Source organism: Streptomyces sp. NPDC056486 (assembly GCF_042795295.1).
Classification (GTDB): domain Bacteria; phylum Actinomycetota; class Actinomycetes; order Streptomycetales; family Streptomycetaceae; genus Streptomyces.
Genome location: NZ_JBHTSF010000009.1, coordinates 88,008 through 113,266 on the forward strand (window position 1 = coordinate 88,008; position 25,259 = coordinate 113,266).

The 25,259-nt window shown below is 69.7% G+C and carries 20 protein-coding genes; 8 read left to right on the top strand and 12 right to left on the bottom strand.

Going from position 1 to position 25,259, the window contains the following annotated elements; genetic code table 11:
• Window positions 1–56: 56 nt before the first annotated feature.
• Together ACFQ7F_RS06880 and ACFQ7F_RS06885 are read right to left on the bottom strand one after the other, a co-directional pair.
• Window positions 57–1,175 (bottom strand): ADP-ribosylglycohydrolase family protein, encoded by a 1,119-nt coding sequence (locus ACFQ7F_RS06880; protein ID WP_383267181.1) that lies wholly within the window; start codon window positions 1,173–1,175, stop codon window positions 57–59.
• Window positions 1,176–1,414: 239 nt separating this feature from the next.
• Window positions 1,415–1,747, bottom strand: coding sequence for a helix-turn-helix domain-containing protein (locus ACFQ7F_RS06885; protein ID WP_383267183.1), 333 nt, complete (start codon window positions 1,745–1,747; stop codon window positions 1,415–1,417).
• A gap of 64 nt (window positions 1,748–1,811) precedes the next feature.
• Between ACFQ7F_RS06885 and map the strand changes: the two genes are divergently transcribed.
• From map to ACFQ7F_RS06900, 3 genes are all read left to right on the top strand, one after another.
• On the top strand, window positions 1,812–2,594 hold the full coding sequence (gene map / locus ACFQ7F_RS06890; RefSeq protein WP_383267185.1) for a type I methionyl aminopeptidase: 783 nt from the start codon (window positions 1,812–1,814) through the stop codon (window positions 2,592–2,594).
• 159 nt (window positions 2,595–2,753) lie between these two features.
• Window positions 2,754–3,347: a dihydrofolate reductase family protein gene (locus tag ACFQ7F_RS06895; protein ID WP_383267187.1), complete on the top strand. Its 594-nt coding sequence runs from the start codon at window positions 2,754–2,756 to the stop codon at window positions 3,345–3,347.
• 174 nt (window positions 3,348–3,521) lie between these two features.
• Complete coding sequence (locus ACFQ7F_RS06900; protein WP_383267189.1) at window positions 3,522–4,901, top strand: FG-GAP-like repeat-containing protein; 1,380 nt, start codon at window positions 3,522–3,524, stop codon at window positions 4,899–4,901.
• A 41-nt stretch (window positions 4,902–4,942) separates the two neighbouring features.
• On the opposite strand, the gene ACFQ7F_RS06905 is transcribed toward ACFQ7F_RS06900, so the two are convergent.
• The 3 genes from ACFQ7F_RS06905 to ACFQ7F_RS06915 all read right to left on the bottom strand — a co-directional run bounded on the left by ACFQ7F_RS06905 (window position 4,943) and on the right by ACFQ7F_RS06915 (window position 9,096).
• The gene (locus ACFQ7F_RS06905) at window positions 4,943–7,576 is read right to left on the bottom strand and encodes a bifunctional FO biosynthesis protein CofGH (protein ID WP_383267191.1); all 2,634 of its coding nucleotides are present in this window, start codon (window positions 7,574–7,576) and stop codon (window positions 4,943–4,945) included.
• Window positions 7,577–7,619: 43 nt separating this feature from the next.
• Window positions 7,620–8,483 (bottom strand): LLM class F420-dependent oxidoreductase, encoded by an 864-nt coding sequence (locus ACFQ7F_RS06910; protein WP_383267193.1) that lies wholly within the window; start codon window positions 8,481–8,483, stop codon window positions 7,620–7,622.
• A 73-nt stretch (window positions 8,484–8,556) separates the two neighbouring features.
• A complete protein-coding gene (locus tag ACFQ7F_RS06915; protein ID WP_383267195.1) occupies window positions 8,557–9,096 on the bottom strand; it encodes a hypothetical protein in 540 nt (179 codons plus the stop codon).
• 132 nt (window positions 9,097–9,228) lie between these two features.
• Between ACFQ7F_RS06915 and ACFQ7F_RS06920 the strand changes: the two genes are divergently transcribed.
• The 3 genes from ACFQ7F_RS06920 (at window position 9,229) to ACFQ7F_RS06930 (ending at window position 11,726) form a co-directional block, all read left to right on the top strand.
• Window positions 9,229–9,645 carry an ankyrin repeat domain-containing protein gene (locus tag ACFQ7F_RS06920; protein ID WP_383267198.1) on the top strand — a complete coding sequence of 139 codons (417 nt, stop codon included), beginning with the start codon at window positions 9,229–9,231 and terminating at the stop codon, window positions 9,643–9,645.
• 86 nt (window positions 9,646–9,731) lie between these two features.
• Window positions 9,732–10,094, top strand: a complete 363-nt coding sequence (locus tag ACFQ7F_RS06925; RefSeq protein WP_383267201.1) for a hypothetical protein — start codon at window positions 9,732–9,734, stop codon at window positions 10,092–10,094.
• A 90-nt stretch (window positions 10,095–10,184) separates the two neighbouring features.
• Window positions 10,185–11,726, top strand: coding sequence for a CehA/McbA family metallohydrolase (locus tag ACFQ7F_RS06930; protein WP_383267204.1), 1,542 nt, complete (start codon window positions 10,185–10,187; stop codon window positions 11,724–11,726).
• A gap of 219 nt (window positions 11,727–11,945) precedes the next feature.
• On the opposite strand, the gene ACFQ7F_RS06935 is transcribed toward ACFQ7F_RS06930, so the two are convergent.
• The 7 genes from ACFQ7F_RS06935 to ACFQ7F_RS06965 all read right to left on the bottom strand — a co-directional run bounded on the left by ACFQ7F_RS06935 (window position 11,946) and on the right by ACFQ7F_RS06965 (window position 21,559).
• Window positions 11,946–13,514 carry an APC family permease gene (locus ACFQ7F_RS06935; RefSeq protein WP_383267207.1) on the bottom strand — a complete coding sequence of 523 codons (1,569 nt, stop codon included), beginning with the start codon at window positions 13,512–13,514 and terminating at the stop codon, window positions 11,946–11,948.
• Between the two features lie 238 nt (window positions 13,515–13,752).
• Window positions 13,753–15,231 (bottom strand): aldehyde dehydrogenase family protein, encoded by a 1,479-nt coding sequence (locus ACFQ7F_RS06940; RefSeq protein WP_383267210.1) that lies wholly within the window; start codon window positions 15,229–15,231, stop codon window positions 13,753–13,755.
• Entirely contained in the window at window positions 15,228–16,967 is a 1,740-nt protein-coding gene (locus tag ACFQ7F_RS06945; protein WP_383267213.1) for an amidohydrolase family protein, read from the bottom strand. Before ACFQ7F_RS06945 ends, ACFQ7F_RS06940 begins: the two co-directional genes overlap by 4 nt.
• A gap of 141 nt (window positions 16,968–17,108) precedes the next feature.
• The gene (locus ACFQ7F_RS06950) at window positions 17,109–18,242 is read right to left on the bottom strand and encodes an LLM class flavin-dependent oxidoreductase (RefSeq protein ID WP_383267216.1); all 1,134 of its coding nucleotides are present in this window, start codon (window positions 18,240–18,242) and stop codon (window positions 17,109–17,111) included.
• A gap of 152 nt (window positions 18,243–18,394) precedes the next feature.
• The gene (locus tag ACFQ7F_RS06955) at window positions 18,395–19,180 is read right to left on the bottom strand and encodes an SDR family NAD(P)-dependent oxidoreductase (RefSeq protein WP_383267219.1); all 786 of its coding nucleotides are present in this window, start codon (window positions 19,178–19,180) and stop codon (window positions 18,395–18,397) included.
• A gap of 41 nt (window positions 19,181–19,221) precedes the next feature.
• Window positions 19,222–20,181: an LLM class F420-dependent oxidoreductase gene (locus ACFQ7F_RS06960; protein WP_383267222.1), complete on the bottom strand. Its 960-nt coding sequence runs from the start codon at window positions 20,179–20,181 to the stop codon at window positions 19,222–19,224.
• 157 nt (window positions 20,182–20,338) lie between these two features.
• Window positions 20,339–21,559: an amidohydrolase family protein gene (locus ACFQ7F_RS06965; RefSeq protein ID WP_383267251.1), complete on the bottom strand. Its 1,221-nt coding sequence runs from the start codon at window positions 21,557–21,559 to the stop codon at window positions 20,339–20,341.
• Between the two features lie 344 nt (window positions 21,560–21,903).
• On the opposite strand from ACFQ7F_RS06965, the gene ACFQ7F_RS06970 reads away from it, so the two are divergent.
• Both ACFQ7F_RS06970 and ACFQ7F_RS06975 read left to right on the top strand, forming a co-directional pair.
• Window positions 21,904–24,852 (top strand): BTAD domain-containing putative transcriptional regulator, encoded by a 2,949-nt coding sequence (locus ACFQ7F_RS06970; protein ID WP_383267225.1) that lies wholly within the window; start codon window positions 21,904–21,906, stop codon window positions 24,850–24,852.
• Window positions 24,853–25,056: 204 nt separating this feature from the next.
• Window positions 25,057–25,236: a sigma-like protein gene (locus ACFQ7F_RS06975; RefSeq protein ID WP_383267228.1), complete on the top strand. Its 180-nt coding sequence runs from the start codon at window positions 25,057–25,059 to the stop codon at window positions 25,234–25,236.
• Window positions 25,237–25,259: the final 23 nt, after the last annotated feature.

Sequence of the window (25,259 nt, forward strand, 5' to 3'; positions counted from 1 at the left end):
CTCAAACGCCGGACGGGCTGGACACCCTCCAGCCCGTCCGGCGTATTGCGTACCGCCTACGCCCGCGGATACTTCGCCAGCCACCCCGGCGACGACACCGCAGGCCCGTGCAGGGCGGGCCCCTGCGTCATCTCCATGGCGAAATCGTCCGCGAGCTCAAGAATCGTGGCCCGCCCCTCCAGCTCCGTGAGCCAGCCCGGAGGCAGTGCGGTCTCGCCGTGCAGCGCGCCGAGCAGCGCCCCGCACAAGCTCCCCGCGGCAGCGGACGCGCCCCCGTGGTTGACGGCGAGACGCAGACCGTGGCGGATGTCCTCGCCCACGAGAGCGCAGTAGACGGCGGCTGCGAGCGCGCCCTCCGCGCCGCCGTCGCCGACCAGTTCCTCCACCCGCGAGGGGTTGGGCATCCCCTGCCGCACGGCTCCCAGCGCATGCTTCAGGGCGTCGGTGACGGGCTGGTGTCCGGGCCGGGAGGCGAGCAGCGCGAGCGTCCGCTGGATGGCACCGTCAAGGGACTCCCCGCGGGCGAGTCCGTGCACAAGGACGGTGTGCGCACCGGCCGCGAGATAGGCCGTGGGGTGGCCGTGCGTCTGCACCGCGCACTCCACCGCCAGCTGAAGCACCAGCTGCGGCTCCCACCCGACAAGGAGCCCGAAGGGAGCGGACCGGGTGACGGCCTCGGCTCCCTGCTCCTCGGGGTTCTTGGGCGCCTCGAGCGTCCCCATCTCCTCGTCCCCGAACCCCAGCAGGCAGGAACGGGCGGGCGACCGCCGCGAGTACAGCCACTCCTCGCGGGCCAGCCACCCGTCTTCCTTGCGCCGCTCGTCGGGCCCCCAGTCGCTCTGGGTGGCCGCCCAGCGCCGGTAGGCGCGGTGCAGGTCGGTGGGCGGATGCCAGGCGCCGGTGTCGCGCCGCACCTGGGCGCGTATGAGTCCGTCGACGGTGAAGAGGGTGAGCTGCGTGGCGGCGGTGACGGCGCCGCGCCTGCCGTGTGCGGGAGCGGGTTCGGTGAGCCCTTCGGCGCCGTACGCCTCGCGTATCCCCTTGAGGCTCAGCGAGTCGACGGGAGCGCCGAGCGCGTCCCCGACGGCACCCCCGAGCAGCGTGCCGCGGACCCGGCTGCGGAAGTCCTGCTGCTCGGCGCGGCCCCAGACTCCGGTGGCTGCTGCGGTGCTCATCGCACCTCCTCCCCTGCTCTCCCCCTGCACGTCTGCGCAGCACTGTAATCGACCGGGAACGCTCGGTTCGGTGGCGAAGAGATATCTGAAGAGTCGCCCCTGAGATCACTTTTGACCGGCCTTCACCAGGCCTCTTCATGGATCTCCACAGGGCCGCAAAATGTCCATGCCATAGCCACATGACATGGACACACGGCATGTACGCACGGCACGGACACGTGGTGAAAGATCGCGACGGGTTACGACGCCAAAGACGCAGGCCGCGCGACAGGCAGGGCCGACCGGTCCAGCCGATCCAGCGGGCCCAGCGGATCCTCCACAGCGCGCTCCGGCTGGCTGATCTCAGCCCAGACCGCGTCGAGGGACAGGCCTAGAGTGTCGGCGAGTGCCGCAATAGTCGGAAACGCCGGGGTGGCCACGCGGCCGGTTTCGATCTTCCGGAGAGTCTCGGGCGAAATGTGCGCGGCAAGCGCGACGTCGAGCATCGAGCGACAGCCCCGCGCCCGCCGCAGCAGGGCGCCGAGGCGCTCTCCGCGTTCGACCTCGGCGGGGGTGAGCGGCAACCTGACCATGAGCCCATTCTAATACCGGTACAGTTAGACCGGTATTGTTATTGGAAGGACGCGAGAGGCCCCCATGATTGAGATCCTGAACCGCACCCTGCTCGACCAGGCGAGAGACACCGGCGCGCTGGTCGGCGGCATCCTGCAGGCACTGAAGCGCCGCAGCACGGTCGGCGCGAACCTCCTGGACATCGACCAGTGGGCCAAGGAAATGATCACGGAGGCAGGAGCGCAGTCCTGCTACGTCGACTACGCGCCCTCCTTCGGGCGCGGCCCGTTCGGTCACTACATCTGCACGGCCGTCAACGACGCCGTGCTCCACGGACGGCCCCACAACTACACGCTGGCCGACGGTGATCTGCTGACACTCGACCTGGCCGTCTCCAGGCGCGGAGTGGCCGCGGACGCCGCCATCAGCTTCCTGGTGGGCAAGGCCAGGCCCGCGGACAGCGTCGCGATGATCGAGACGACCGAACGCGCGCTCGCCGCGGGGATCGCCGCCGCCAAGCCGGGGGCGCGCATCGGCGACCTCTCCCACGCCATCGGCACGGTCCTCGGCGAAGCGGGCTACCCGATCAACACCGAGTTCGGCGGTCACGGCATCGGCTCGACCATGCACCAGGACCCGCACGTCGCGAACACCGGACGGCCCGGGCGTGGATACAAACTGCGCCCCGGACTGCTGCTTGCCCTGGAGCCCTGGATCATGGCCGACACCGCCACGCTCGTCACCGATGCCGACGGCTGGACGCTGCGCAGCGCGACGGGCTGCCGGACCGCACACAGCGAGCACACCATCGCCATCACCGACGACGGAGCCGAAATCCTCACCCTGCCTGAGCAGGCGCGGCCGTGAGGGTCTCCGCCCTCTCTTGACAGCCTCCTCTTAACGGCCCCTCTCTTGACGGCCCTCTCTCAACGGTCCGGGATACGGCGATGAGTTCGGGGCGTGCGTCCGGTCTGTCTGTGCAGCGGGCGCTCGTCGCGCCGGCACCGACGAGCGAAGGAGCTCCCGATGTTCGACCTCGCACCGCAACAGGCCGTCGGCAAGGTCCTCTTCCACTTCAGCATGTCGCTTGACGGGTTCGTGGCGGGCCCGAACCACGCCATGGACTGGCTGACCGGGGTCACCGGCCGCGACGGCGTGGAAGAGGAGTACATCGAGACCACCGGCGCGGTCCTGGGCGGGCGGAACGGCTGGGACCGCGCCCCGGGCGCCCGGCCCTACAGCGAGGACTGGCACGGCCGGATCTTCGTCCTCACCCACCACCCCGAAGATGCCACGCCCGCCGAAGGCGTCACGTTCCTGAACTGCGACGTGGCCGAGGCGGTACGCATCGGCCTGGAGGCCGCCGGCGGCAAGAACCTCGAAGTGCTCTCCCCGACGATCGGCCGCCAACTGCTCGAACGCGGCCTGATCGATGAAATCGACCTGCACATCGCCCCCATCCTGCTCGGTGACGGCATCCGGCTCTTCGACAACCCCGGCGGCAAGCCGATCCGGCTGCGCCACGCCCAGGGCTCACAGCCCTTTGCCGAGGTCGATGTGCGCTACCACCTCGCTGCAGGCAGTCATGAACCGGCGTCGCAAGTCCGCACGCCTGCCTAGGCCTTGGCAAACACCGCGGGGCTTCTGTCCTGATAAATGCCTGGCTCTGTAACAGGAACACCGGCTTCTGTAACGAGAATGTCAGGCAACGTAACGGTGAACCTGTAGCGCACAACCATCGACGCAGGACCCTTGTCTCCCTTACGTCACAGCAGTTTCCCCACAGGAGGATCAGTGCGACGTTCACTCATAGCCGCAGTCGCCGTCACCGCGCTTGCGACGCCGTTCGCCATCGCGATGACGACCGGTTCCGCCACCGCCGCCCCCACCGCGGCCGACAAGCCGGTGACCGACTTCAACCATGACGGATACGCCGACCTCGCCATCTCCGCGCCGGGCGGCGCGGGCTACGTCTCGATCGTGTACGGCTCGGCGTCCGGCGCCGACACCGCGCACGCCAAGAAGATCGACCGCACCACCCCCGGCGTACCCGCCGACCCCGAGGACAACGGCGGCTTCGGCGCGGGTCCCGCCGGTGACTTCGACGGCGACGGATACACCGACCTCGTCGTGAACAACGGCAAGGTCGACGCCGTGATCTGGGGTTCCGCGGACGGCCTGACCAAGGGCAGCCCGCTGCAGGGCGACTTCACGGACCAGCTGAAGACCGGCGACTTCAACGGCGACGGCAAGGCCGACCTCGTCACCAACAACCTGTCCAAGATGGAGGTGCGCTACGGCCCGTTCACCCGCGACGGGAAGCCCGCCTCCACCTCGTCCGTCGAGAACAGCGACGACGGCCCCCAGGACCTCATCGTGGGCGACGTGACCGGTGACGGCGCCGACGACCTCGTCACGGGCCACGCCATGGAGGAGATGCAGCACTCCTCGCGTCTGTGGAAGGGCAGCAAGGACGGCCTCTCCAAGACGTCGACGCCGACCAAGAAGTTCACGACGAACGGCGTCATCGCCGACGTGGACAAGGACGGTTACGGCGACCTGGTGGCCCGTGAGGTCGACGAGGTCTCCGAGACCCAGGTGTACGACGCGGGCGCGGTCCGGGTCGTCTACGGCTCCAAGTCCGGCTTCTCCAGCCGCACCGCGAAGATCGACCAGGACACCGCGGGCGTCCCCGGCGCCAGCGAGTCGGCGGAGATCAACGGGCCCGAGTACGGCGACCAGTTCGGCGCCTCCGTCACCGCGGGCGACGTCAACGGCGACGGCTACGCCGACATCGCGGTGGGCGTGCCCGGCGAGAACCTCGGCAACGCCGTCGACGCCGGTGCGGTCGTCCTGCTCAAGGGCGGCGCGAACGGCCTGACCGGCAGCGGCGCCCAGGACTTCAACCAGGGCACGGCGGGCGTCCCCGGCGCCTCGGAGAAGGACGACAACTTCGGCGAGGAGGTCCAGCTCACCGACGTCAACAAGGACGGCCTCGCCGACCTGACCGTGGGCGTGCCCCAGGAAGACGGCACGACCAAGGACTCGGGCGCTGCCTGGCTGTTCCGTGGCGCCAAGACGGGCCTGACGACGACCGGCATCACGTCGTTCAGCCCGTCCACCCTGGGCACCCCGGAGGCAGGGGCCCACTTCGGCAGCAGGATCACCGGCTGACCCCTGCCCCTCCGCCAGGGGCTCCTGACCCCCGAGAGCCCCTAGTCCAGGACCGGCAGTAGTTCCGGGAGGTGGCCGTCCGAAGCGGCGGCCGCCTCCTGGCGTTCCTGGGACACCTCTCCGTACAGCGTCGTCCGTGCCTTCGCCGGACGTCCGGCCTCCTCCGCGATCGCGATGAGGTCCTTGACCGAGCGGTACGAGCCGTAACTGGAGCCCGCCATCCGGGAGATGGTCTCCTCCATCAGCGTGCCGCCCAGGTCGTTCGCGCCCGAGCGCAGCATCTCCGCCGCCCCCTCCGTGCCCAGCTTCACCCAGCTGGTCTGGATGTTCGGGATGTGCGGGTGGAGCAGGAGCCTCGCCATCGCGACCACCGCGCGGTTGTCGCGGGTCGTCGGTCCTGGGCGTGCGATGCCCGCCAGATACACCGGCGCGTTCGTGTGGATGAAGGGCAGCGTCACGAACTCCGTGAACCCTTCAACCCCCTTGGCCAGCGCGTCCTGCTGCATCGCGGCAAGAGTGCGGAAGTGCCCGAGCCAGTGCCTCGGCTGGTCCACATGCCCGTACATCATCGTGGAGGACGAGCGGATGCCCAGCTCGTGGGCCGTCTTCACGACCTCGATCCACGTCGCCGTGGGCAGCTTGCCCTTGGTCAGGATCCAGCGCACCTCGTCGTCGAGGATCTCCGCGGCCGTGCCGGGGATCGAGTCCAGGCCCGCGTCCTTCGCCGCGCTGAGCCAGTCCCGTATCGACATACCGGTCCGCGTCGCGCCGTTCACGACCTCCATCGGTGAGAAGGCGTGCACGTGCATGCCCGGCACGCGCTCCTTCACGGCGCGCGCGATGTCGAAGTACGCGGTGCCGGGCAGGTCCGGGTGGATGCCGCCCTGCATGCACACCTCGGTGGCGCCGACCTCCCACGCCTGCGCGGCACGGTCGGCGACCTGGTCCAGGGAGAGCGTGTACGCGTCGGCGTCCGTGCGTCGCTGGGCGAAGGCGCAGAAGCGGCAGCCGGTGTAGCAGACGTTCGTGAAGTTGATGTTCCGCGTGACGATGTACGTGACGTCGTCGCCGACCATCGACTTGCGTACGTCGTCAGCGATGCCGCACAGCGCGTCGAGCGCGGGCCCGTCCGCGTGGAGGAGGGCGAGCGCCTGCTCGTCCGTCAGGCGCGTCGGGTCGTCGGCGGCCGTCGCGAGGGCCGAGCGGACGTCACCGTCGATGCGGGACGGCACCATGCCGGGCGCGGCCTGCTCACGCAGGGCCTCCCAGTCGCCGTACACCTCGTCGAAGTCCTCGCGGCGGTCGGACGTACGCCCCGTGGTGTCGATCGTGCGGTGCAGGTCCGTGCGGCCTGAGGAGGCCACGTAACCCTCGTCGGGCTCCTGCCAGGGCAGGCCGCTCGGCCGGGCGTCGGGGTTCGCAAGGCCCGTCTCCGGGTCGACAAGGGCGCGTACGTGCGGCAGCAGGCGCGGGTCGAGCCAGGGTTCGCCGCGTTGCACGAACTCCGGGTAGACACACAGCCGTTCCTCAAGGCGGAAGCCCGCCTCCGCCGACTGTTCGGCGAGCTCGGCAAGCTGCGGCCAGGGCTTCTCCGGGTTCACATGGTCGATCGTGACCGGCGATACGCCGCCCCAGTCGTCGATGCCCGCGCCGATCAGGCGCGCGTACTCCCCGTCGACCAGATTCGGCGGTGCCTGGATGCAGCCCGCGGGACCCATGATGTGCCGGGCCACGGCCACCGTCGCGACCAGGTCGTCCATCTCGGCGTCGGGCATGCCGCGCATCGCCGTGTCCGGCTTGGCGCGGAAGTTCTGGATGATCAGTTCCTGGATGCCGTGGTACGAACGCGACACGCGGCGCAGCGCGAACAGCGAATCGGCCCGCTCCTCGTACGTCTCTCCGATCCCGATGAGCAGCCCGCTGGTGAAGGGGACGGACGACCGGCCCGCATCCTCCAACACCCGCAGGCGCACGGCCGGCTCCTTGTCCGGGGAGCCGTAGTGCGGCATGCCCGGCTGGCTCCACAGGCGCTCGGCGGTGGTCTCCAGCATCATGCCCATGGACGGCGCGACCGGCTTGAGGCGCTGGAAGTCGGTCCAGGTCATGACGCCGGGGTTGAGGTGCGGAAGAAGGCCCGTCTCTTCCAGGATGCGGATCGAGATGGCACGCACGTAGGCGATCGTGTCGTCGTACCCCTCCGCCTCCAGCCACTCGCGCGCCTCGGGCCAGCGGTCCTCGGGCTTGTCCCCGAGGGTGATCAGGGCTTCCTTGCAGCCGAGTTCGGCTCCGCGCCGCGCGATGTCCAGGACCTCGTCCGGGGACATGAACATCCCGTGGCCCTCCCGCCGCAGCTTGCCGGGGACGGTCACGAACGTGCAGTAGTGACACTTGTCCCGGCACAGGCGGGTCAACGGGATGAAGACGCTCTTCGAGTACGTGATGACGCCGGGGCGCCCCGCGGCGGCGAGGCCCGCGTCCCGCACCCGCGCGGCGGACGCCGCGACATCCTTGAGGTCGTCGCCGCGCGCCTGGAGCAGCACGGCGGCTTCGGCGGTGTCGAGCGCGACGCCGTCCCTGGCGCGTTTGAGGGCGCGTCGCATGGCGTTGGCGGTGGGCCGTGCCGGCGCGGGGGTCGGCTCCTGGGGTGCTGAGTCCTGTGGCGCGCTGTTGGTCATGCGTCCGAGCATACGAGCGACCGCGGACAGAAACGCTGACAGGTCAATGCTGGTTTCCGGCGCCGGGTGCGAGGTGCACGTATCGCTTGCAGGTGTCGCTGAAAGCGTCGAGTGTGCGCAGCACCTCCGTCTCCCCGCGCGCCGGGACCTGCACGATGACCTCGTCGATGCCGAGCTCTTCGTAGTGGGCGAGCTTGCCCTCGGTCGGCTCGACCGCGGAGAGCGCCACATACAGGTCGCCGGGTTCCCGGCCCGCGTCGGCCCAGGCGGTGCGGAGCGCGGGGAGCGCATCGCGAAGACCGGCGCCGCCGATGGGCAGCCAGCCGTCGGCGTACTCCGCGATCCGCGCGAACAGCTTGGGGCCCGCGGCCCCGCCGATGAGGGTGCGAGGGCCGTGGAGCGGCTTGGGGTGGGCCTCGCTGGCCCGGACGCTCCCGAACTCACCCTCGTACGCGGTCGGCTGCTCGGCCCACAACGCCCGCATGACCGCCATCCGGTCCCGCACGAGCGCGTGCCGCGTGCGCCACTCGACGCCGTGGTCGGCGGCCTCCTCCTTGTTCCAGCCGTAGCCGACCCCGAGGGTGAACCGGCCGCCGGAGAGGTGGTCGAGGGTCGCGATCTGCTTGGCGAGGTCGATGGGGTCGTGCTGCCCGACGAGCGTGATGTTCGTGCCGAGGCCGAGGCGGTCGGTGACGGCGGCGGCCTGGGCGAGGGCGACGAAGGGGTTGAGCATGCGGGCGCACTCGGGCGGGAGTTCACCGCCGGGGTAGGGGGTCTCGCGGGACACCGGGATGTGGGAGTGCTCGGGGAGGTAGAGCGCAGCGAAGCCTCGCTGCTCAAGCTCCTGGGCCAGGCGGACGGGGGTGATGGTCTCGTCGGTGAGGTAGAGGGTGGCGGCAACTCGCATGTGGTGGCCTCCGGTCACGTCGTCGTACGTCGCCGTGTGATGCGCGCACGGCTTGCCCGTACGGGAGCGGGGCTCACTTACTAGCCGTCAGCGGCGCAGGAGTCCATGCCGTGCCCGTGTGGCCCTTCCGCCGCCGGTGGTACGCGAGCGTCACCACGACGAGCAGCGGGGCCCACAGGAGGAGCGGTGCGTAGCAGGCCACGAGGACGGCCTGCTTGACGGCGCTGTCCGTGACGCCCGACCCGAGGCCCGCGTAGTAGGCGTAGGCCGACCAGCCCACGAGCCCGAAGAGGCCCACCGCCCCGAGCAGCGCGGGAACCACCGCGGCGAGCGGCCGCACCCTGCGCCCGCCGAGCAGCGGTATCCACCCCGGCACCACCTCGCCCCAGCCCCGCACCAGGCCGAGCGTCAGCAGGGCGAGGCACTCGGAGACGACGCTGAGCCCCAGGACGTAGAGCATTTCGCCCCAGCCGCTGACGGACTCGTCCGCCACCGGGAGCCCGGTGACGAGGGCGATGCGCCACAGGCCGGAGGGGAGGGTGGACAGGGGGACGGCGTGGGCGGCGATCACGGCCCAGCGGGGGACGTCCGGCAGCGCGCTCATCTTCAACATGCCGGTCATGCTGTGCGCGGGGGCGGGGCCGCCACATCGGCGTACGGGCCGATCAGGGTCCGTGCACCTCCGCCGCACGGGGGAGCGAAAAATCAGACCACCTCGCGCGCCCGCCGAACTACCCTGCCCCTCATGAGCAGACGACGCCGCAAAAAGATGACGCAACGCCTGGTCCTGGCGTCGGAGCTGGGCTGGACCACCGAGGTGAAGGCGCTGCTGCGAGGCGGCGCGGACCCGCGCACCCCCGACCCCGACGGCACGACCCCGCTGTACGGCGCTTCCGTCCACGGCACGGCGCCCATCGTCAGGGCTCTCCTGGCGGCAGGCGCGGATCCCGACGCGGAGAGCGGGCACGGCGACCAGGGCACGCCCCTGTGCGGGGCGGCGTGCTGGGGCCACACCGAAGCCGTCCGCGAACTCCTCGCCCACGGTGCGGACCCCAACCTGCGCGAGGACCACGGCACCGGCAATACCCCGCTGTACTGGGCGTCACACGGCTCCCACACCGAGACGGCCGACGTGCTTCGGGCAGCGGGCGCGAGCGCCTAGGCGCGGGGCTCCGCGTGGCCTAGGCTCCGCCCGAATCGACAGAATCGACAGAATCGGCGAATTCGACGGAATCAGGGGACTTCACCATGCGGCTCCGCTTCGCGACCGTACTGCTGCTGCTCGGGGCGCTGCTGGGAGGCACGGCGTCCGCAGGCGCGTACGCGGCCACCCCGCGGACCGCGGCGGCTGCGGCAACAGCTCCATCAACTGTGTCGACTGCATCGACCACATCGGCGCCGTACGGGGCGAGCACCGCTGCCACCAGGACGGTCACCAAGGCGGCCGACGCGTCGCAGTCCCGGCCCCAGTCCAAGCCCAAGAAGTCGAAAAAGAAGAAGAAGTCCAAGGGCGGGGCCGGGCTGATCATCGGGATCATCGCCGTCATCGCGATCATCATCATCGTCATGATCGCCATCCGCCGCGTGCGCAAGGCCCGTCACCACCCGTAAGTCTGTCAATTGCCTTCCCTTGAGCCCGAGTTCACGGCTCAATACCAGGGTTGCCCTGCAGTCCCTTCCGACACCCTGGGGAGCCGACACATGTGCGAGGACGAACACCACCCGGCAAGACCCGCCAACACACCACTGAACCGGCGCGGTCTGCTCGTGACGGGAGCCGCCGCCGCGCTTACGTTGAACAGCGTGAGCTTCGCGAGCGCCTCAGCGCGTGAACCCGGAAGTGGCGACGAGACCAAGGTGGTGCGCGGGACGCTGCCCACCGGGTCACCCGACTTCGTGTATCTCCCGGTCGAAGTCCCCGAGGGGGTACGGGAGATCCACGTCGCGTACACCTACGAGAAGGTCACCGTCCCGGCGGGCACACAGGGCAACGCGCTCGACATCGGCGTCTTCGACCAGCGCGGCACGACACTCGGCGGCAAGGGCTTCCGTGGCTGGTCGGGCGGCGCGCGCACGGAGTTCTTCATCCGCGCCGACGAGGCCACCCCCGGCTACATCCCGGGGCCGGTGAAGGCCGGCACCTGGAACATCGCCCTTGGCCCGTACACCGTCGCTCCCGAGGGCCTGCCCTACGAGGTCACGATCACGCTCAAGTACGGGGCGCCCGGCAGGACGCCCAGGCCCGTCCATCCGCCGGAGCGGGCGAAGGGGCGGGGCCGTGCCTGGTACCGCGGCGACTGCCACCTCCACTCCTGGCACTCGGACGGCAGGCGCACTCCGGCCGAGATCGCGGCGCTCGCCCGCGCGGCGGGCCTCGACTTCATCAACTCCTCCGACCACAACACGCACTCCTCGCACGCCCACTGGGCCGACCAGGCCGGTGACGACCTGCTGATCATGCTGGGCGAGGAGGTCACCACGCGCAACGGCCACGTGGTCGCCCTCGGCACGGACCCCGGCACGTTCATCGACTGGCGATACCGCGCCCGCGACAACCGCTTCGGCAAGTACGCCCGCGAGGTGCGCGACGCGGGCGGCCTCGTCGTCCCCGCCCATCCGCACGGCACCTGCATCGGCTGCAACTGGAAGTTCGGCTTCGCGGAGGCGGACGCGGTGGAGGTGTGGAACGGCGCTTACACCCCGGACGACGAGGTGTCCCTCGCCGAGTGGGACGGCACGCTCGTCGCGGCGGTGCGCGGCCGGAAGCCGTGGATCCCCGCCATGGGCAACAGCGACGCCCACCGCGATCCGGACCCCGTCGGCAGCCCGCAGACGGTGGTCCTTGCGGAGTCCCTGTCCCGCGACGCCATCCAGGCGGGCATCCGCGCGGGCCACAGCTATGTCGCCGAGTCCAAGAGCGTCGCGCTCAAGTTCACGGCCACCGGCGGCAAGGGCAAGCAGGCGGGCATCGGCGACCGCCTCTACGTCGAGCAGGACGCCCCGGTGACGGTCCGCCTTGACGTCACCGGCGCCCCCGGCTGCACGATCCGCTTCGTGACGGACCAGGGCATCCTCTTCACGGGCCCCGTGCTGCCCGAATCCGGCTCCGGCACGGCGGAGTGGCGGACGACGCCTTCGTACGCGGCATACGTACGGGCCGAGGTCCGCCACGCCCCGGTGACGACGGGCCTCCCGGGCCCGCTGGCTGCCTTCACTAACCCAGTATTCCTGGGCCGGAACTAGCGGGGGGACGCGGTCGTGGCTGCCTGACCGCCGGTGGGGGCTGGCCGCGCAGTTCCCCGCGCCCCTGAGGCAGCGGCTTCGCCGCGCCTCATGAAGGCGCACGCAGTGTGCCTTTCAGGGGCGCGGGGCTGTGACATATGCGGCTCCGCCGCGTGGGCGCGAGCAACCACGACGCATCCGCGGTCGGCGGCGCACCCGAACCGAACGGCGGGGCCCAGTTCAGTCCTCGACGACCAGCGCCGGCGTATCCCGCTTCAGGACCTCGCCCCGGAAGAACGCCGGGCTCGTGCGGCCCATCACCAGCATGATCACCACGCCGAGCAGCAGCAGGCCCACGCCGATCACGAAGACCGAGCCGACGCCGAAGACGGAGGAGCCGCTGCCGTAGGCGGGGTTCCACATGTCGATGAGGGTCTTGGCGAAGACGCCGGTCAGAAGGACGCCGCCGAGGACCGGGAGCAGGGCCTTGAAGACGAAGTCCCGGACGGAGGCGAAGAGCTCGTGGCGGAAGTACCAGGTGCAGGCGAAGGCCGTCAGCGCGTAGTAGAAGCAGATCATGAGGCCGAGCGCGTAGATCGTGTCGACCAGGACGTGCTCGGAGACCAGCGTCATGACCGTGTAGAAGACGGCGGTGGCGACACCCGCGGTGACCGTCGCGCGGCCCGGGGTCTTGAAGCGCGGGTGGACGCGTGCGAACGACGGCGGAAGCGCCTCGTACGAGGACATGGCGAGGACCGTGCGGGCCACCGGGATGAACGTCGTCTGCAGGCTGGCCGCCGCCGACGCGAGGACCGCGACGAAGAGCAGGATGCCCAGGGTCGGGCCCATCACAGGACCGGCCAGGACGGCGAAGACGTTGTCGGAGGTGTCGGGGTTGGCGAGGCCGAGGCCCTTGGTGCCCGCGCCCACCACCATCTGCGCGGCGACGGCCGTGGCGAGGTAGGAGCCGACCAGGACGACCATCGCGATGAGCGCGGCACGGCCGGGCGTCTTGTCGCTGCCGGTCGTCTCCTCGTTGGCGGCCAGGCACGCGTCCCAGCCCCAGTAGATGAAGATCGCGAGTGAGAGGCCCGCGGTGAAGGAGGAGAACGACTTCACGGCGAACGGGTTCAGCCATGACCACGAGAAGTCCTGCGACAGCGGGAACTGTGCGCTGCCCGCCTTCTGGAACGCCATCACCACGAACACCGCGAGCACGACGAGCTGCAGCCCCACCAGGGCGTACTGCACGCCCTTCGTGGCCGTCATCCCCCGATAGCTGATGGCCGTCGCGGCCGCGATCAGGGCGAGGCAGGTGAGGATGTGGACGGCCTTGTTGTCGTCGAGGGCCGCCACGGAGTCGTTGCCCGTGATCTCACCGGCCAGGAGCCAGAAGTACGAGGTCGCCACGCCCGCCAGGTTCGACAGGACGATGATCGTGGCGATGACCAGACCCCAGCCGCACATCCAGCCGATCCGCGGCCCGAAGGCCTTGACCGTCCAGGTGAACGAGGTGCCGCAGTCCGGCATGGCCTTGTTGAGCTCGCGGTAGGCGAAGGCCACCAGGAGCATCGGCAGGAAGCCCGCGATGAAGACCGCGGGCATGGCGAGGCCGACCTCGCCCGCGGTGGAGCCGAGGGTCGACGTCAGGCAGTAGACGGGGGCGACGGTGGAGATGCCGATGACGGCGCTGCCCATGAGGCCGACGGAGTTCCCGCCGAGGCCTTTGGCGCGTACGCCCCCGTCGGGGGCGCCGCCTACCGTGTCTCCGGCCCGGGGTGCCTGGGGCCGATCGTCCAACTGGGTCATGAACAGGACGTTAAGGGCTGCGGTTTCCACATGCGGAGGGTCGGCATCCGGATCGATTGGCTTGCGATCGATGGATGAATCAGGGCAGATACCGTTGATTCATTGCGTAGATCGCCGAGACGGTTACCCATTACCAGGCAAATGTCAGACCGTCCGGTATGCGGGAACCGCAGCACCGCCCGTTTTGCCCTGGTTCAAAATTTTCCCGAGCCCCTTCTCGCATTCCACATACCGGACATCACCCCGGCCACACGATCGACTGCAGCTCGCTGTACGCGTGCAGCGCGTACGAACCCACGTCCCGGCCGACCCCGCTCCTCTTGAACCCTCCGAACGGCGCCTCCATGTTCCGGCCGATCGTGTTCACGCCTACCCCGCCCGCCCGCAGCCGCCGCGCGACCCGGAAGGCGCGGGCCACGTCGCCCGACCAGACGTAGTCGAGAAGGCCGTAGTCGCTGTCGTTGGCGAGGGCGATGCCTTCTTCCTCGTCCTCGAAGGGGACCACCACCACGACCGGGCCGAAGATCTCATCGCGGACCACCCGCATGTCGTTCGTGCAGTCCGCGAGCAGCGTCGGGGCGACGTAGAAGCCGCGGTCGAGGCCGGGGCCCGTCGGGCGCTCGCCGCCCGCGACGACCCGGGCACCCTCCTTGCGCCCCAGCTCCACGTACGACTCGATGCGGTCCCGGTGTGCCGCCGAGATCACCGGGCCGACGACCGTCCCCTTCTCCCTCGGATCCCCGACCTTCATGAAGCCGATGTAGCCCTTCAGCTTCTCGATGAGGTCGTCGTAGATCGCGCGGTGCGCGATCACCCGCGTCGGGGCCGTGCAGATCTGTCCGCTGTAGAAGGCGTACGTCGTCCCGATCCCGGCCACCGCCGAGTCCAGGTCCGCGTCCTCGAAGACGAGCGCCGCGCCCTTGCCGCCCAGCTCCATCAGCTGGCGTTTCATGTCGCGCCCGCACACCTCGGCGATCCGCTGCCCCACCGACGTCGAGCCGGTGAAGCTCACCATGTCGACGTCCATCGAGTCCACGGCCGCCTCGCCCACCTCCGGGCGCGCGCCGCTCACCACGTTCACCACTCCCGGCGGCGCCCCGGCCTCCTCAAGGGCCGCCGCCATCCGGTACACCGACAGCGGGTCCTGCGGGGCGGGCTTCACGACGACCGTGTTGCCCATGGCCAGGGCCGGTGCCACCTTGCCCGCCGGGTTGGCCCACGGATTGTTGTACGAGGTGATGCAGGTGACGACGCCCACCGGCTGGCGGACGGTGAGCGCGCCGAGCACGCCCGCCCTTCCCATCGGACCCGCCTCGCTGATCTGCGGAGGGAGCGCCGCCTCGACCGGCTCCAGGGCGCCCTTCGCGTACCGCTTGAAGCGCGCCACCGACACCGCGACCTGCATCCCGCGCGCCGTGCCGGTCGTCGCGCCGCTCTCGGCCTGCGCGAGTTCCGCGTACGGGGCGAAGTCACGCTGCATGATCGACGCGGCCCGGTCCAGGACGGTGGCCCGCTCCTCCGGCGTCGTACGCGACCACGAATCGAAGGCCTCGCGGGCCGCTCCCGCCGCCGCGTGCACCTGCTCCCGGCTCGCCTCGGGGGCCAGGCCCACGACGCCCTCCGTCGCCGGGTTGATCACCTCGTAGTGGCCGCCGTCGGGATCGACCCACTCTCCGCCGATGAACAGCCGCTGCGCATCCGGGAGTTGATCGCTCACTTGGTGCTCACCGTCCTGGTGTCGCGGCCCGAGCGCAGCACCGTGCCGGGCGTCGCGCCCGTCACCCGGTCCTCGCGGATGGCTTCGACTCCGTTGACCCAGACGGCGTTGACGCCGATCGCCTTCGAGTCCAGGCGAGGGCTGTCGCCGGGCAGGTCGTGGACGAGGGTGGCCTTGCCCGCGTCGATGCGTTCGGGGTCGAAGAGGACGAGGTCGGCGTGGAAGCCCTCCTCGATACGGCCCCGCTCCCGAAGGCCGAAGAGCTGCGCGGGATCGTCGGTGAGCATCTTCACCGCCTCCTCCAGGCCGACCAGCTTCCGCCCCCGCAGGCAGTCCCCGATGAACCGGGTCGTGTACGGGGCTCCGCACATCCGGTCCAGGTGCGCGCCCGCGTCGGAGCCGCCCAGCATGACGTCCTCGTGCTGCCAGGTCTCCTGGCGCAGGGCCCAGGAGTCGGGGTCGTTGTCGGACGGCATGGGCCAAAGGACCGTACGCAGGTCGTCGTTGGCGCAGATCTCGACGAGGCACTGGAAGGGCTCCTGGCCGCGCTCGGCGGCGATGTCACCGACGACGCGGCCCGTCAGGCTTTCGTTCTCCTTGGAGTACGTGTCCCCGATGACGTACCGGTCGAAGTTCGAGAGGCGCCGGAAGACTCCGGCCTCCTTGCTCGCGGCGTGCCGCAGCATCTCGCCCCTGACGTCCGGGTCGCGCAGCTTGGCGATGCGCTCGGGCACGGGCAGGCCGAGCACGTCGCCCCAGCCGGGGATCAGGTTCAGCGCGCAGAAGGTGCCGAGCGACATGTTCATGGGGGTGAGGATCGGCATCGTCAGAGCGACGATCCGGCCACCGGCCTTACGCGCGCGCTCGCCGGCGCTCAGCTGGCGCGGGACGCGTTCGGGGACGGCGGAGTCGATGGTGAGGACGTTCCAGTTGAGCGGACGCCCCGCTGCGGCGCTCATCTCCACGAACAGATCGATCTCGTCGTCGCTGAACTGATCGAGACAGCCCGCGACGATCGCCTCGATCTGCGTGCCCTCGTGCTCGGCGACGGCCCGGCTGAGCGCGATCAGTTCGTCGGGCTTGGCGTGCCGGGATGCCACGGGCTGTCCGTCGCCGTCCGAGTGCGTGGACGACTGCGTGGTGGAGAGCCCCCAGGCGCCGGCGTCCATGGCGTCATGGAAGAGCCGCAGCATCTCGTCGAGCTGCTCGGGGGTCGGCTGCCCGCCGACCGCGTCCGCGCCCATGACGTACCGCCGGAGCGCGCAATGCCCCACCATGAAGCCCGCGTTCACGGCGACGCGCCCGTCCAGGGCGTCCAGATACTCGCCGAACGAGCTCCACGACCAGGGCGCGCCCTCTTCGAGGGCCACCAGTGACATGCCTTCGACCTTGGACATCATGCGCCGCGTGTAGTCGGCGTCCTCGGGCCGTTCGGCGTTCAACGGGGCGAGCGTGAAGCCGCAGTTGCCGCCCGCGACGGTGGTGACTCCGTGGTTCAGGGACGGGGTCGCGTACGGGTCCCAGAAGAGCTGGGCGTCGTAGTGCGTGTGCGGGTCGACGAACCCGGGGGCGAGGATGCGTCCCGTGGCGTCTTCGCTGGTCGTGGCCTGCTCGGTGAGGGTTCCGGGTTCGGCGATGACGGCGATGCGCCCGTCCCGGATGCCTACGTCGGCGATACGGGCGGGGGCGCCGGTTCCGTCGACGACGGTCGCGCCCTTGATGAGGTGATCAAGCATGACGGTGGACGTCCCCCTTCGGGGTAACGGGTGGGTGGGAGGGAGAAAGCCCGTCCGGCGCTTGAGGACACGCCCGAAGGGCAAAGAGGGTGCCCCGGCCTCCGTCCGGGAAGGGAAGGCCGGGGCAGTGAGTGGGGCGGCTCAACCGCCGGAGGTACCCGCACCCCGCATACGCGTGGTGCGGTGGACCGGATCCGTGTCGATCTTCGGAATCACATGCTCACCGATCAGCTTGATCGTGTTCTTCGTGTCCTCGGGCGAGATCCCGATCGGAAGCCCGAAGCTGAGCTGATCCGCACCCGCCTGCTCCCACCGCTTGCACTGCGTGAGCACCTCGTCCGGGTCGCCGCAGATCATCAGCTCCTCGGCGATGAGCAGCTCGATGATCTCCTCGCTGTACTCGGGCAGCAGCTCGGGCCACTCCGGGATGCCCTCGGGGCGCGGGAAGGTGTCGTGGTAGCGGAAGAGCAAGGACTGCAGATAGTTCAGCCCGCCGCCGACGGCGATCTCGACGGCCTTCTTGTGCGTCTCCGCGCAGATCGCGGTCGAGGTCACCATGACGTTGTCGTTGACGAAGGCGCCGACAGGGTCGGCATCCTTCACGGCCGTCTTGTACGACTCCAGGACCCACTCCATGTCGGAGACCTTCTGCACGCTGAAGCCCAGGACCCCGAGTCCCTTCTTTCCTGCCATCGCGTACGAGGGCGGGGACCCGGCGGCGTACCACATGGCCGGGTGTGACTTCCCGTACGGCTTGGGCAGTATCTTGCGGGGCGGCAGCGACCAGTGTTTGCCCTGGAAGCCGACGTACTCGTCCTGGAGCCACATCTTGGGGAACTCGGCGATGGTCTCTTCCCAGAGTTCCTTAGTGTGGTTCATGTCGGTGATGCCCGGCATGAAGCCCAATATCTCGTGCGACCCTGCGCCGCGCCCCGACCCGAACTCGAAGCGGCCTTCGGAGAGGTGGTCGAGCATGGCGACCTTCTCGGCGACCTTGACCGGGTGGTTCACCGGGGCGAGCGGGTTGAAGATGCCGGAGCCCAGGTGGATGCGGTCGGTCGCGTGGGCGAGATAACCGAGGAAGACGTCATTGGCGGAGAGGTGCGAGTACTCCTCCAGGAAGTGGTGCTCGGAGGCCCAGGCGTACTTGAAGCCTGACTTGTCCGCCTGGATGACGTACTCGGTCTCCTCGATGAGCGCCTTGTGCTCTGCTTCGGGGTCGACCTTGGCCCGCTTGGCGGGCACGTATCCCTGTACAAAGAGGCCGAATTCCAAGGAGGTTCACCATCCTCGTGAGAATCTGCGAGTTTCTGACGAACCGTCAGATTGCGATGCGACGACTGTTCCACCGGCCGCGATGACCGTCAATACCCGGGGCCGCCCTTACTGACGCAGCGTCAGGCGAAGCCCCGTCAGACAAGGCCCCGTCAGACGATGCTGACCCCCGCGAGCCATCCCCCGTCGATGACGAACGGCTGCCCGGTGATGTAGGCCGAGTCGCCGCCGGTCAGGAAGAGCGCGAGGGCGGCCACCTCTTCCGGCTTTCCGATCCGCCCGAGCGGCACGAGCTTCTTGTAGAGCTCGGCGACGGCCTCCCCCGCCTCGGTGGGGTCTGCGGTCGGGTCGAGCTGCGCGGGATTGGTCATCGGGGTGTCGACGGCCCCCGGGCAGACGGCGTTGACGCGGATGTTCTTGTCGGCGAGCTCAAGCGCGGCGACGCGCGTGAGCCCGAGGATGGCGTGCTTGGTCGCGGCATACGCGCCGACGTACGCCATACCCGTCATCGCCGTGTACGAGGCGGTGTTCACGATGGTCCCGCCACCGGCGGCCGCTATCTCGGGCGCCACGGTGCGGATGCCGAGGAAGCAGCCGATCTGGTTGACCTGGATGATCTGCTGAAACTCTTCGAGCGGGGTGCTGAGGAGTTCGTTGAAGCGCAGGATCCCGGCGTTGTTGACCAGGCCGTCGATCTTCCCGAAGGCATCCTTCGCGGCGCCGACCGCGGCTTCCCAGTCGGCCTCCCGACCGACGTCGAGGTGCACATACCTGGCCACGTCACCGCCGAGCTCCTCGGCGAGGGCCTCGCCCTGCTTGTCGAGCACGTCGCCGATGACGACCCGCGCCCCCTCGGCGGCGAAGAGCCGCGCCTCCTGTTCGCCCTGCCCGCGCGCCGCACCGGTGACGATGACGACGCGCCCGTCCAGCTTGCCCATGCCTGTCTCCTTGAGTGATGACGCCAGAGGGGTCTCGGTTCTCAGTTGAGGTGCGGGGCGACTTCGGCGGCGAACGCCGCCATCTGATCGGTGAGTTCGGTGCGGCCGCGACTGCGGAACCGCACCTGAATCTGCTGCACCCCCATCGCCCCGTACGCGCGCAGCGACTCGGCGAGGACGTCCGGCTTCCCGCTCAGGGTGCGCCGCCCCACGGACCAGCCGGGCTCCCCCACGTACAGGGGCTCGGCGATCGCCCCCACGACGATCGGATCCCGCACGCCCGCTTCCTCGCGGAGCCGCTTGAGCCTGGCGATCTGCGCGGGCAGCTTGTCGCGCGGGTCGCCCTGCGGCAGCCACCCGTCACCTCGGACGGCGGCCCTGCGGACGGCGGCGGGCGAGGAACCGCCCACCCAGATCGGCACACGTTCCTGCGCGGGGCGCGGCTGCTGGCCGAGGCCGCTGAAGTCGTAGTGCTCGCCGTGGTGTTCGGGGTACTCGTCCGGACCGAGGGATGCGATGAGCGCGTCGACGGTCTCGTCGAGCACGGGTCCGCGCCGCTCGAAGTCGGCCCCGACGGCGTCGAACTCCTCCTGTACGTGCCCGGCCCCGACCCCCAGGATCAGCCGCCCGCCGCTGAGCCGGTCCAGGGTGGCGTACTGCTTGGCGCTGACGAGCGGATGCCGGAGGCCGACGACGGCGACATGGCTCATGAGCCGTACGTTCTCGGTGATCCCGGCGAGGAAGGAGAGGGTGGCCACCGGGTCGTACCAGACGGTGCTCATGGTGTCGGCGAGCCGCCGCGGAATGGCCACGTGATCACAGCTCGCGATGTACGCGAAGCCGCCCCGGTCGGCGGTGCGGGCGATCTCGGCGAGGTCGTCGGTGGTGGCGTCCGCCTCCCACGCCTCCGCGTAGATGACGCTCTGCGACTGGATCGGGAGCTGCATCCCGTAGACCAGTCGTCCTTGCGGGAAGATGTGCGCCAGCGCGTTGGCAGCCATGGGAACCCGACCCCTCACCTTGATCCGACAGTCATCTGACGGCCTGTCACATACGACGACGGGACTCATCGTCGTATCTGACGATCCGTCAGGCAAGGGGTAGGAGCGCAGAAGAGCCCGGACACCTCCCAAGGCGTCCGGACCCTCACCGGCGGCGTCAGGCCCCGCCCCACAACCCCTCACCCGTGAGCCCCAGCAGGTCGATCGCGTTGCCCCGTACGATCCGGTCGATCACGTCCGGCGCCAGGTGCCCCATCTGGGACTCGCCGACCTCCCTGGACTTGGGCCAGGTCGAGTCGGAGTGGGGGTAGTCGGTCTCGTACAGGACGTTCCCGACGCCGATCGCGTCGAGGTTCTTCAGCCCGAAGGCGTCATCGAAGAAGCATCCGTAGACATGCTCGGTGAAGAGCTCGGACGGCGGCCTGTGCACCTTGTCGGCGACCCCGCCCCATCCCCGGTTCTCCTCCCAGACCACGTCAGCGCGCTCCAGGATGTAGGGAATCCATCCGATCTGCCCCTCCGCATACATGATCTTGAGGTTGGGGAAGCGCTCGAACTTGCCGCTCATCAGCCAGTCGACCATCGAGAAGCAGCAGTTGGCGAAGGTGATGGTGGATCCGACGGCGGGCGGTGCGTCGGCGGAGGTCGACGGCATCTTGCTGCTCGACCCGATGTGCATGGCGATGACGGTGCCGGTCTCGTCGCAGGCCCGCAGGAAGGGATCCCACTCGTCGGTGTGGATGGAGGGAAGGCCCAGATGGGGCGGTATCTCGGAGAAGGCGACGGCGCGTACGCCGCGGGCGGCGTTGCGGCGGACCTCGGCGGCGGCCAGTTCGGCGTCCCAGAGCGGAATGAGGGTGAGCGGGATGAGACGGCCGTTCGCCTCGGGCCCGCACCACTCGTCCACCATCCAGTCGTTGTACGCCTGCACGCCGAGCAGGCCGAGTTCGCGGTCCTTGGCCTCGGTGAACGTCTGCCCGCAGAAGCGGGGGAAGGTCGGGAAGCAGAGGGCGGACTGGACGTGGTTGACGTCCATGTCGGCGAGACGGTCGGGCACGCTGAAGGATCCCGGGCGCATCTGCTCGTACGTGATGACCTCGAGCTTGATCTCGTCCCTGTCGTAGCCGACGGAGGTGTCGAGGCGGGTGAGGGGCCGGTGCAGGTCCTCGTAGATCCACCAGTCCCCTATGGGGCCATCGTCCCCCTTCGCCCCCATCACGGGGGCGAACTTCCCGCCCAGGAAGCTCATCGACTTCAGGGGCGCCCGGACGACGCGGGGCCCGCTGTCCTGGTACTTCGACGGGAGCCGGTCCCGCCAGACGTTGGCGGGCTCAACGGTGTGGTCGTCCACCGAGATGATCCTCGGGAACGTCGGCAAGGTCTCAGTGGTCTCCATACACTCCACGGTAGCGCTGATCTGACGACCCGTCAGCTCTTCGTCAGGTCTTCGTCGACCCATCTATCGGCCATCCATAGGCCATCCGTCGGCGCGCGTCGGCCGTCCGCACACAGGACCGGTCCCGGCCGCCAGAGTGCGTGGACCCTGTGAGAGCCGTCTCCCACAGCTGACGCATCCGCCATGAACAAGGCAAACTGGCGGGGAGCAAGTGCCGGTGGAATACGGAATCCAGGCAAAGAGCGACAATCGCAGGCAGGGCAGACCCGCGAGGCACGACCAGGCACGGCGCGACGGCCGCGCACGGCAGGGCAGCAGGGGGAGCGATGGACGGTGTACCGCGAGTACCGGACCAGCGGCGTCCGGCCCCGGGGAACGCCCCCGAGGAATTGAGACCGCACTTCAGCGTGCTCGGCCCCGTACGCGCATGGCACGGCGCCGAGCAGCTGCCCATGGGCTCTCCGCAGCAGCGCGCCCTGCTCGCGGCGCTCCTTCTGCGCGCCGGCCGCACGGCCACGTCCCACGAACTGATCGACGCCCTCTGGGGCGACGAACCGCCCTCGCAGGCACTCGCCGCGGTCCGTACGTACGCGTCGCGGCTGCGCAAGGTCCTGCCCGCAGGAGTCCTGGTCAGCGAGTCGGGCGGGTACGCGATCGCGGTGGCCGAAGGCGCCCTGGACCTGGCGCTCGCGGAGGACCTGTGGGCGGAGGCCGAGAAGGCGCGCGGCGTGTCCGACCTCTGCCAGGCGCGCTCTCTGGTCAACAAGGCACTGAGCCTCTGGGACGGCGAACCCCTGGCGAACGTCCCGGGTCCGTACGCGGAGACGGAGCGCACGCGCCTGGAGGAGTGGCGCCTGCAGCTCCTCGAATCCCGCCTGGACATGGACCTTGAGGTCGGCTGCCACGCGGAGGCGGTCTCGGAACTCACGGCCCTCACGGCGGCGCACCCCCTGCGGGAACGCCTGCGCGAACTGCTGATGCTGGCGCTGTACAGAAGCGGACGCCAAGCGGAAGCCCTCGCGGTCTACGCCGACACCCGTCGCCTGCTCGACGACGAACTGGGCGTGGACCCGCGCCCCGGTCTGAAGGAACTGCAGCAGCGGATCCTCAAGGCGGACCCGGCGCTCGCGGAGCCGTCAGCGGCGGCTCCCGAGCCGGCCGCCGCGGTGGTGCGCCCGGCGCAGCTTCCCGCGACGGTTCCGGACTTCACGGGCCGGGCCTCCTTCGTCTCCGAACTGAGCGGCATCCTCTCGGCGGCGGAGGGCCGGGTGATGGCGGTATCGGCACTCGCGGGCATCGGAGGCGTGGGCAAGACGACGCTCGCCGTCCATGTGGCGCATGTGGCGCGGACGCACTTCCCCGACGGACAGCTGTACGTGGACCTGCAAGGAGCGGGTTCGCGAGCGGCGGAGCCCGAAACAGTCCTCGGCGCGTTCCTCCGTGCTTTGGGAACGGCCGACTCGGCGATCCCGGACTCCTTGGAGGAGCGGGCGGCCCTCTACCGTTCGGTTCTCGACGGCCGCAGGGTCCTCGTCGTCCTGGACAACGCGCGTGACGCGGCACAGGTACGTCCCCTGCTCCCCGGCATGGAGGGCTGCGCGGCCCTCGTGACGAGCCGCATCCGGATGGTGGACCTCGCCGGGGCGCACCTCGTGGACCTCGACGTCATGTCCCCCGAGGAGGCCCTCCTCCTCTTCACCCGGATCGTCGGCGAGGAGCGGGTCACATCGGAGCGCAAGGCCGCGCTCGACGTGGTGGCGGCATGCGGCTTCCTGCCGCTCGCGATCCGCATCGCGGCATCGCGCCTCGCGGCCCGCCGCACGTGGACGGTCTCGACCCTGGCCGCGAAGCTGGCGGACGAGCGGCGTCGCCTGGACGAGCTCCAGGCGGGCGACCTCGCGGTCAAGGCGACGTTCGAACTGGGCTACGGCCAGCTGGAGCCGGCGCAGGCGCGGGCGTTCCGCCTGCTTGGCCTCGCGGACGGCCCTGACCTCTCCCTGGCCGCGGCGGCCGCGGTCCTGGACCTCCCGACCGAGGACACGGAAGACCTCCTGGAGATGCTGGTCGACACATCCCTGGTCGAGTCGGCGGCGCCCGGCCGCTACCGCTACCACGACCTGGTCCGGCTCTACGCGCGTGCGTGCGCCGAGCGGGAGCTGCCGCCGGGGGAGCGGGAAGCGGCGTTGTCGCGGTTGTTGGACTTCTATTTGGCCTCCGCGGCGCGGGTGTACGCGATCGAGCGGCCCGGGGACCGGACGGTGGACCACCTCGAAGCGACCGGGCATGTGGGCCAGGACTTCAGCGACGACACGAAGGCACTGGACTGGCTGCACTCGGAGGCGGCTTGCATTCTGGCCTGCGTGCAGCAGTCACTGGGCGAGAACACATTGCGGCGGGCGGTCGATCTGCTGCTGGCGTCCAAGGACTTGGCGGAGTCGGGCGCGAGCGCGCTCCGCTACGAACTGGCCACGTCGGTTGCGCGGGACGCTGCGGCGGCGATCGGAGATGCTCACGCGGAAGGCCGGGCTCGGGTCACGCTCGCGCAGGTCCTGAGCAAAGTGGGACACTTCGACCAGGCGTCGGCGGAGCTAGATCGGGCCTCGGAGCTCGGCGAGAAATCCGGGGACCCCTGGACCTGCGGAAACGCCCCCAACGAGCGGGGGATCACCACCTACTGCATTAACCAGCATGCCGCAAGCGAGATTTACTTCGTCAAGGCGATTGAAGAATTTCGCGCCGACTTCAACCGAGCCGGAGAAGCGAGCGCACTCTGCAATCTGTCCCGCGCTCTGGACGCGATGGGGCGCACGTCCAAGGCAATCGAGCTCGCCCAGCAAGGGATTTCGATATACGACGACCTCGGGCTGACGTTCCGACTCGCCAACGCGAAGAGCGCCCTTGGCATTGCCCTGGGCCATGCGGGGCGTGACGCGGAAGCACTCGATCAACTGACAGACGCCCTGTGGATGTTCGTGGAGAACCGACAGCGACTGTGGGAAGGGACAACTCACTTCCGCATAGCGCAGGTTCACTTGTCGGGCCGTCGATCCGCCCAGGCTGCGCAACATGCCGAGCAGGCTCTCAGCACCGGCTGCGTCGGTGGCAATTGGATGCGTGCCAACGTACTGACGCTCCTGGGCAGGTCGCTCCACAGCATCGGGCAGGTCGACCGCGCCCAGGCCTGCTGGCGCGAGGCATTGACCATTCATGAGGCCTCAGGTGCTCCGGAGGCCGACGAAGTGCGTCGGCTCATCTATCCGATCCCGGCATCCTGACCGGCGCCCCTGAGGCGTTCATCGAACGTTTATGGGCTGCTGCCACTCTCTAGGCATCGACCCGTCGCGTCGGGGGGCAGACGGATCGCATGGGCCCCATCGCTAAAGTGATCGGCCCTGAAGCGCCCGTTCGGCAACCCTCGGGGGAGTTGCCGAACGGGCGTTTCCACTCAGCGCACCGCCTGACCCAAAGGAGTTCTCACTATGAGCGACGCCGCCAAGGACCAAGACATCACGACCATGGGCGACGGCCACGTCCCCGCCCCGCCGAAGGACGGCAAGATCACCACGCAGGGCGACGGTCACGTTCCCGCCCCGCCGGCGAAGGATGGCACCGCCACCACGCTCGGCGACGGCCACGTCCCCGCCCCGCCGAAGGACTAAAGACTTACATCCTGACGGGGGGT

Bases quoted from the DNA above. Each gene is read 5' to 3' on its own strand.
- ACFQ7F_RS06920 (WP_383267198.1), top strand. From the start codon at position 9,229: ATGAGCAGACGACGCCGCAAAAAGATGACGCAACGCCTGGTCCTGGCG.
- ACFQ7F_RS06880 (WP_383267181.1), bottom strand. From the start codon at position 1,175: ATGAGCACCGCAGCAGCCACCGGAGTCTGGGGCCGCGCCGAGCAGCAG.
- ACFQ7F_RS06955 (WP_383267219.1), bottom strand. From the start codon at position 19,180: ATGGGCAAGCTGGACGGGCGCGTCGTCATCGTCACCGGTGCGGCGCGC.
- ACFQ7F_RS06905 (WP_383267191.1), bottom strand. From the start codon at position 7,576: ATGACCAACAGCGCGCCACAGGACTCAGCACCCCAGGAGCCGACCCCC.
- ACFQ7F_RS06895 (WP_383267187.1), top strand. From the start codon at position 2,754: ATGTTCGACCTCGCACCGCAACAGGCCGTCGGCAAGGTCCTCTTCCAC.
- ACFQ7F_RS06945 (WP_383267213.1), bottom strand. From the start codon at position 16,967: ATGCTTGATCACCTCATCAAGGGCGCGACCGTCGTCGACGGAACCGGC.
- ACFQ7F_RS06915 (WP_383267195.1), bottom strand. From the start codon at position 9,096: ATGTTGAAGATGAGCGCGCTGCCGGACGTCCCCCGCTGGGCCGTGATC.
- ACFQ7F_RS06925 (WP_383267201.1), top strand. From the start codon at position 9,732: ATGCGGCTCCGCTTCGCGACCGTACTGCTGCTGCTCGGGGCGCTGCTG.
- ACFQ7F_RS06935 (WP_383267207.1), bottom strand. From the start codon at position 13,514: ATGACCCAGTTGGACGATCGGCCCCAGGCACCCCGGGCCGGAGACACG.
- ACFQ7F_RS06975 (WP_383267228.1), top strand. From the start codon at position 25,057: ATGAGCGACGCCGCCAAGGACCAAGACATCACGACCATGGGCGACGGC.
- ACFQ7F_RS06970 (WP_383267225.1), top strand. From the start codon at position 21,904: ATGGACGGTGTACCGCGAGTACCGGACCAGCGGCGTCCGGCCCCGGGG.
- ACFQ7F_RS06885 (WP_383267183.1), bottom strand. From the start codon at position 1,747: ATGGTCAGGTTGCCGCTCACCCCCGCCGAGGTCGAACGCGGAGAGCGC.
- ACFQ7F_RS06910 (WP_383267193.1), bottom strand. From the start codon at position 8,483: ATGCGAGTTGCCGCCACCCTCTACCTCACCGACGAGACCATCACCCCC.
- ACFQ7F_RS06960 (WP_383267222.1), bottom strand. From the start codon at position 20,181: ATGGCTGCCAACGCGCTGGCGCACATCTTCCCGCAAGGACGACTGGTC.
- map (WP_383267185.1), top strand. From the start codon at position 1,812: ATGATTGAGATCCTGAACCGCACCCTGCTCGACCAGGCGAGAGACACC.
- ACFQ7F_RS06930 (WP_383267204.1), top strand. From the start codon at position 10,185: ATGTGCGAGGACGAACACCACCCGGCAAGACCCGCCAACACACCACTG.